This is a genomic window from Methylobacterium sp. J-088, from assembly GCF_022829295.1.
Taxonomy (GTDB): domain Bacteria; phylum Pseudomonadota; class Alphaproteobacteria; order Rhizobiales; family Beijerinckiaceae; genus Methylobacterium.
Map to the genome: position 1 here is coordinate 1 of NZ_JAKSYH010000064.1, position 7,493 is coordinate 7,493.

Sequence of the window (7,493 nt, forward strand, 5' to 3'; positions counted from 1 at the left end):
CTCCTGCACGTGCATGGTCCGGAACTTGTAGATCAGGAACGAGCGCCCGTTCAGGCCGGTCCGCGTCTGACGGAACAGCGCCGGACCCGGGCTGTCCAGACGCACCAGCAGCGCGACAAGCGCCAGAAGCGGCGCCAGCAGGACCAGCGCCAAGGCCGCGGCAGCGACATCCAACCCGGTTCGCAGAGTCGCGCTTGGCTGCTGGCTGCCGGACGTCATGGGCGCCAACGGTTCGTCCGCAGCCAAGCTGCGTTCTACAGCGTTCATGCGATGAGCCCCTATACAGATCCGGCTGGGTGGGCGTAGCCGCCGGGTACCTGAAGACGGCGACGCCAACCGAGTCCCAGTCCGCGCGCTGCCACAGCTTTGCCGTTTAGCTCGGCGTTAAGCTTGATACAAGTAATAAACCTAATTGATGGCGGTGACGGCTCGTATGTAATAATATTTTAGAGCGAATTGAGGCTCTGCCCGTTTCAAGTGGAGCGCTATAATTCTTTTCTCGATACCGACACTTTGCAGGCGTCTGGGATAAGGTCTTCAGTCTGGGCGTCGGCTTTTAGGCTGGCGTGATCGCATCCAGACACGTCGTCTGCTGATTTCCGCGTTTTTATCAATAGTTACTGGCGTCCGATCATCCGTCGCGTATGCGACGAGACAAAGAGAGGTCTGCCGCCGTTCTTCGCGCGCTAACGCGTTCATATTCAGATCGAACAGAAAACTGCTGAGTGATTATGTACTAAGTCGCTGATGACACGTGCGCCAAGTCGCTGGAACGAGCAGCGATTTTTGCCTTCGCCGCGCAAGTTTGCCGCCGGGCGATGGGGTGGGCGGTGATCGGACCCTCCAACGCTCGAAGGCCGACCCGGGCCCGCGCGGACGCACGGTTGATCTCCGGCGGCCGTATGAGCCAGTCAAAGGCCGGACACGCGTTCGGCGTTTGCTTCGGCTCTTGGGCGCTCTTCGGGCCGCGCCCGATCGCGATACACGACAGTATCCCGTTGCCGGGTCATCGGCGATCCCACCCAATTTCCCTCTTTCTGAGATCCGAGCGCAGCGAGAGCCTCGAAGGAGGGTGCCAGCCAGCCGCACGAGCCCCGGAGGCCTCCTTCGGGGCCTCCGCTGCGCTTCGACGCCTCAGGATCAGGGCGTCGGGTGGGACGGCCGGGGGCGTTCGGTCTTGTATCGTGTACCTTGCGGTTCGCCAGAGCAAATCCGCTAGCGCTCACGCCATGCCTTCGACACCTGATCCTGAAGCGGCTTGAGGAGGTAGCTCATCACCGTACGTTCGCCGAGCTTGAGATTGGCCTCGACCGGCATCCCGGGCACCAGCCGCACCGTTCCCAGCCGCTCCAGCTGGTCCGCCGGGATTTCGACGCGCACGGTATAGAAGCTCTGTCCGGTCTTCGGATCGCTGGTCACGTCGGCGGACAGCCGCGAGATCCGGCCTTCGATCTCGGGCGTGGTCCGCACGTTGAAGGCCGGGAAGCGCAGGACCGCAGCCTGTCCCTGCTGCACGCTGTCGATGTCCTGCGGCTGCATGCGCACTTCCACGGCCAGCCGGTCCGCATCGGGTACGATCAGCATCGCGGGTTCGGCGGGCACCACCAATCCGCCCACCGTATGCACGCTCATCTGATGCACGACCCCGTTCTGCGGCGCCCGCATCTCCACGCGCCGCAGCTGATCCTCCGCCGCGATCCGCTTCTCGACCAGTTCGGACCACTTGCTTCGGATGTCGGCCAGATCCTTGCCGACTTCCGTCCGCATCTCGGCGTCGACCTGCAGGATCTGCAATCGGATTTCCGAGATCTTGCCCTTCACGGAGGCAATCGAGGCGACGAGTTGGCCCCGCTCGCCATCCAGGCGCGCCGCATCCCGCTCCAGCGCACTCACCCGGGTGACCGGGACCAGGTTCTTGGCGTACAGACTGCGGACGCCCTGCAGCTCCTCGCCGATCAGTCTGATCTCCCGGGCCTTCGCGGAGGCTTGCTCGGTCAAGCCGCCGCTCTCCTGTTCGAGCTGCGTGATGCGCTCCGACATCTGCGCGCGTTGTCCATCCCGACTGGCCAGTCGGGCCGAGAACAGCCGGCTTTCGCCGTCCAGAAGGGCGGCGATTTCCGGGCTCGATCCCTTTCGCATCGCCAGATCCTGCGGAAACAGGATCGCCGCGGAACCGTCCCGCTCGGCCTCTTCGCGGGCGCGGCGCGCCGCCAATTCGTCCAGCGCCTTGAGCGTGATGTCGAGATTGGCCTGGACCTGCGTCTTGTCGAGGCGGATCAGGACGTCGCCGGCCCTGACATGGTCGCCATCCTTGACCAGCAATTCTCCGACGACGCCGCCGGTCGGATGCTGGACCTTCTTGATTTCGGACTCGACCACGAGCTGGCCGGGGGCGATGATCGCGCCCGCGAAAGAGGTCATGGTGGCCCAGCCGGCCAGACCCGGCACCAGCGCCACGGAGAGGACGCCGGCGAAGACGAGCTGGCGCCGTATGGAGGCGCGCGGATGGCGTCGCGGCCGCGTGCGTGCGGTCAGATCCATGCCGGATCCGGTGAGGATGGGGGATCCTGCCGACATCACGCGCTCACCCTCTGTTGATCGGCACGCTCTGCCCCGACGGGCCGCAGAACACGCTTGAGGACGTCATCCTTCGGGCCGAACGCCTGCAGGCGTCCGTCCGCCATCACGAGCACGGAATCGACGGCGGCCAGCGCGCTCGGTCGGTGGGCGACGACGATGCAGATCCCGCTGCGGCTTCGCACCCCCTGGATCGCCCGCGTCAGTGCGGCCTCGCCATCGGCATCGAGGTTGGCATTGGGCTCGTCGAGGATCACGAGGAAGGGATCGCCGTAGAGCGCCCGGGCCAGACCGACGCGCTGGCGCTGGCCGGCCGAGAGGCCGGCACCCCCGTCGCCGAGCGGGGTCTGATAGCCCTGCGGCAGGCGCAGGATCATCTCGTGCGCCCCCGCGGCCTGGGCCGCCGCAACGATCGTCCCGGACTCGGTGCCGCTCTGGAAACGGGCGATGTTCTCGGCCACCGTCCCGGCGAACAGCTCGGCCTCCTGCGGCAGATAGCCGATATGCGGGCCGAGCCCCTCCGCGGACCACTGGTCGAGGGAGGCGCCGTCGAGCCGAATCTCGCCCCGTGCCGGGGTCCAGACGCGGACGAGCGCGCGCACCAGGCTCGACTTGCCCGACGCCGACGGGCCGATGATGCCGAGGGCCTGACCGGCCGCGAGGCGGAAGCTCACGTCTTGCACCGTCAGACGTCGCGTGCCCGGCGGCATCAGGTCGAGGGCCTCCACCGACAGGGTTCCGCGCGGCGGCGGCAATGCCAGCGTCTCGGCCTCGGGGGGCAGCTGGGCGAGGGCGAGCGTGAGCCGCGCCCAGCTCTGACGCGCGGCGACGAACCCCTTCCAGTTGGCGATGGCGAGTTCCGCCGGTGCGAGGGCGCGGGCGACCAGGATCGACGAGGCGATCATGATGCCGCCGGTGGCTTGGTTGTTGATCACCAGCCACGCGCCGAGCGCCAGAACCCCTGACTGGAGCGCCATCCGGCAGGCCTTCAGGATCGAGCCGAGACCGCCCGACACATCGGAGACACGCAGCTGCGCCTCGATGTAATCCTGATGGCTTTCCTCCCAGCGGCGCGCGAGGGCGCTCTGCAGGCCCAGCGCGGCGACGACCTCGGCGTTCCGCCGCGCGGCCTCGGACAGGGCTTGGCGCCGCGCCGCGTGCGCGGAGGCCGCGCGGATCGGCCGCCGCGTGTTGGCTTCCGTGATCCAGGTCAGGGCGACGAGCAGCAGAGTCCCGCCGACCGCCGCAGCGCCGATCAGGGGATGGAACAGGAAGCACAGGGCGACATAGGCCGGCAACCAGGGGAGGTCGAAGAGAGCGGCCGGCCCGGACCCGCCCAGGAACGAGCGGAGCTGATCGAGATCCCGCAGGGGCTGCCCCGCTTCCTCGGCCCGCGTGCCGCGCAGGGGCGCCCGCAGGCTCAGGCCGAAGATGCGCGCGCGGATGTCGAGGTCGAGGGCGGCGCCGATGCGCGAGAGGATGCGCGCGCGCGAGGCTTCGAGCAGGCCCTGGGCCGCGAACAGCGTCAGCGCCAGGATGCACAGACCGACCAGCGTCGGCATCGACCGGCTGGGGATGACGCGGTCATAGACCTCCAGCATGAAGAAGGAGCCGGTCAGGGTAAGCAGGTTCACCAGGCCGCTCATCGCGGCGACCGCGAGAAACGCGGTCGAACTGCGCTTCAGCGAGGCGCTCATCTCACCCGCTCGTAAGCTTTCGGGCATGCTCAACTTCCTAATTGGGCCGGGCAGCGGACCTGAATCCACGGTGATGGGCACGGCACGAATTCAGGCGAAAGACTGAATAGTTTCGACAAAACCACTAGGAGTTTTTCGTATCATCCGGGTTGATGAAGGCCGCCGGCCCGAGGCGGCGGACTGCGAATCCGGGATTACGACTAACGAAGCGTTCTGGGCGGTGCGTCGCGCCTCGGCATGGTACGGACGCCGCGCCGCTGCAGCCTCACCGCTGTGGTCGGGCTGCCTGCGTCGCCTCTCGGTACCGCGCCGTGGGCTAGGGCCCGATCCGGGTCATCCCGGCCTGGCAGCGACCGGCTTCTGGGCTCGGATCCTTTCAGGCCGACCGTATGTTGAGGGAGGCGTTCCGTCTCGCCGCTGCCGCCCGGTCGGATGCGCGTTCCCCGATCCCTCGGCGATGGCCCTCGAAACGCGCGAGATTCCCCCGACGCGACTTATCGATACGATGGGCCCTGCCGATGAAGGATCAGCGTTCGGTTCGGGCGCATGCCAAGACCGCGGTATGACGGGGCGCGGCCTGCGGTACGCAGGGGGTGGCGTATCGGATGTGGGGCACGTCGTCCCTCGAAAGGCGAGGACAAGCGATGACGAGGAAGATTATCGAAGCGCCCGATTTCGGAACTCTGGGCTTTCCGACGGCGCCGGGTTTCGACGCGCCGGTGGTTCAGGCCCCGATCGTGACGCCGGGTGACCTCGCCGATCAGTCCGGTGATCTCTGGCTCGATGTTCTGGGTGATCGGCTCGTCCATGGCGAACTCGCTGTCACGCCCGAGCAGGCGGACGCAGCCGCCCGTTATGGCTGGGCTGCAGTTCCGAATAGCGAGCATGCGGGAAAGATCACGGTCCGGAGATCCGATCCGCATCCCGATCAGGATTGAGATCACCGACGCTGGCTGTCGAGGCCAGCGACACGATCGGTCCTCAGGCCTTGCCCCGCGGATCCGGCGAAGGGCGGAATGGCCCGTGTGAGCGGGCGGTCCGGAGAGCCTTGGCGGAACAGGGCCTGCCGCGAAACGCTGTACGCGTTGGCGACGGGAAACGCTCAGCCTGCGCGATCTTCGAAGCTCTTCTGGCTTACGAATACCTTCAAACCATCAACAAATCCGATCTGTTACGGTATCGCGCGCGCTTCCCAGCCGCGCCGGGATCGGGTTAAGCAGGACCGGCACAGGTCACCGCCAGAGATGACCGGCCCGCGAGGAAGCCCGAGAGGTCCGTCACGCCGCCGTCGCGGCTTTGTTCGGCCTGCCTCGAATCCGCGCGGACCCCGCGACGCGCGACGAGGACAGGCCCCATGACCGGCCCCATAACTGGCTCTGCGACCACCGACCCGACACCCGGCTCCCCGGAGGAGGCCGCCCTCGAACGCTCGGCAATCCGACGCATCAGCTGGCGGCTCGTGCCGTTCCTGATCCTCGCTTACTTCATCTCCTTCCTCGACCGCGTGAATGTCGGCTTCGCGGCGATTCAGATGAACCACGATGTCGGCCTCTCGGCGACCGTGTTCGGCTGGGGGGCCGGGATCTTCTTCCTCGGCTACTTCCTGATGGAGATCCCCAGCAACCTGATGCTGGAACGCTTCGGGGCGCGGCTGTGGATCGCCCGGATCATGGTGACCTGGGGGGTGATCTCCGCCGCCATGGCGCTCGTGCAGGGGCCGTGGTCGTTCGTCGGCCTGCGATTCCTGCTGGGGCTGGCCGAGGCCGGGTTCTTCCCAGGCGTGATCCTCTACCTCACTTACTGGTTCCCCTCGGCCTACCGGGCGCGGATCATCGGGGTGTTCATGATCTCGATCCCGATCTCGTCGTTCCTCGGGTCTCCGATCTCCGGGGCGCTGCTCAACGTGACCGGTCTGGGGCTCGCCGGTTGGCAGTGGCTGTTCATCCTCGAAGGGCTGCCGGCGGTGCTGATGGCCGGCGCGGTCCTGTGGCTGCTGCCGGACGGCCCGCGGGACGCGGCTTGGCTCCCGGCGGCCGAGCGCGACTGGCTGGAGCGGCAGCTCCAGGCCGAAACGGCGCGCAACACGAAGCGCGGGCAGGCGGCCAAGCCGCCCCTGTGGGAGATCCTGCGCGACCGGCGTCTCGCGCTGTTCGCGGCGATCTATTTCGGCTCGACGGCGAGCAGCTACGGGCTCTCGTTCTGGACCCCGCAGATCGTCAAGAGCTTCGGCCTGGGCAATTTCGAGACCGGCCTGTTGAACAGCATCCCGTACGGTTTCGCGTCGGTCGCCATGATCCTCTGGGGGCGGCACAGCGACCGGATGGCCGAGCGGCGCTGGCACCTCGCGCTCTCCTTCCTGGTCCTGGCGCTCGGGCTCGCGGGCGGCACCGTGCTGACGGGCCTCGGCCCGGTTGTCGCGGCGCTGACCGTGGCGGCAGTCGGCGTCTACATGCTCAAGGGTCCGTTCTGGGCGCTCGCCACCGAGCAGATGCTCCCCGCCACCGCGGCGGCGAGCATCGCGGCGATCAACGCGGTCGGGAACCTCGGCGGTTTCCTCGGGCCCTACCTGATCGGCGCGATCAAGGATGGGACCGGGAGCTTCACCCTGAGCCTCCTGCCCCTGGTGGTCTTCGCCCTGCTTTCGGCCGGCCTGTCGCTGGTGCCGGGGCGCGCCTCGCAACCGGGCTCGGGCGCCCGCCGACCCTCGGTGGCCTGAGCGGCCGCCTGCGAACCGGCGGTTAGCCGCGCGTCGCTGGCGGAACCACCAGAGGATTGTGCTCTCCGCTACGCGGCTGACGGGGAGCCAACTCGATGGATCTGAACACCACCGTGCGGGACGCCATCCTGGCGGAACTGAAACGCCAATCGGAGGCGGACGATCCCGCGCCGACGATCGACCTGTCGGAGTCGGGCTACGCACGGATCGACGGTCGGATCGACATCGAGGCGCTGATCATGGTCGTTGCGGGCGCGTTCGCCGGCGGGCCATGACGGGAGAGGCCGCTGCCGAAACGGCAGCGAGGCCGCTCCCTTGCGGAAGCGGCCTCGCCGAACGTCAGGTCAGGGGCGCGGCCTGAGCCGCGCCGATTCTCGGTCTTAGTACGAGCCGAACTTGTAGTTCAGGCCGGCGCGGACGACGGCGAACTCGTCGGAGCGGCGACCGACACCGCTGGTGACGACCGGGAAGTTGTTGGCGGCGTTGATGACGAACGCGCCCTG

The 7,493-nt window shown here is 67.5% G+C and carries 6 protein-coding genes and 1 pseudogene; 3 read left to right on the forward strand and 4 right to left on the reverse strand.

The annotated features are described in order from the left end of the window. From MKK63_RS08115 to MKK63_RS08125, 3 genes are all read right to left on the reverse strand, one after another. The coding region (locus MKK63_RS08115) for a sugar transferase (protein ID WP_313901755.1) at positions 1-267 on the reverse strand (267 nt) is incomplete at its 3' end. A gap of 948 nt (positions 268-1,215) precedes the next feature. Then, on the reverse strand, positions 1,216-2,541 hold the full coding sequence (locus tag MKK63_RS08120) for an HlyD family type I secretion periplasmic adaptor subunit (protein WP_244000468.1): 1,326 nt from the start codon (positions 2,539-2,541) through the stop codon (positions 1,216-1,218). A 35-nt stretch (positions 2,542-2,576) separates the two neighbouring features. Then, on the reverse strand, positions 2,577-4,274 hold the full coding sequence (locus MKK63_RS08125) for a type I secretion system permease/ATPase (protein WP_313901756.1): 1,698 nt from the start codon (positions 4,272-4,274) through the stop codon (positions 2,577-2,579). Positions 4,275-4,918: 644 nt separating this feature from the next. On the opposite strand from MKK63_RS08125, the gene MKK63_RS08130 reads away from it, so the two are divergent. From MKK63_RS08130 to MKK63_RS08140, 3 genes are all read left to right on the forward strand, one after another. Then, positions 4,919-5,212: a hypothetical protein gene (locus MKK63_RS08130; RefSeq protein WP_244000471.1), complete on the forward strand. Its 294-nt coding sequence runs from the start codon at positions 4,919-4,921 to the stop codon at positions 5,210-5,212. 416 nt (positions 5,213-5,628) lie between these two features. After that, complete coding sequence (locus MKK63_RS08135) at positions 5,629-6,990, forward strand: MFS transporter (RefSeq protein ID WP_244000473.1); 1,362 nt, start codon at positions 5,629-5,631, stop codon at positions 6,988-6,990. A 95-nt stretch (positions 6,991-7,085) separates the two neighbouring features. Next, the gene (locus MKK63_RS08140) at positions 7,086-7,265 is read left to right on the forward strand and encodes a hypothetical protein (protein ID WP_244000475.1); all 180 of its coding nucleotides are present in this window, start codon (positions 7,086-7,088) and stop codon (positions 7,263-7,265) included. 105 nt (positions 7,266-7,370) lie between these two features. Here the strand turns inward: MKK63_RS08140 and MKK63_RS08145 are convergent. Then, positions 7,371-7,493: pseudogene (locus MKK63_RS08145) on the reverse strand (porin family protein); the annotation flags it as partial.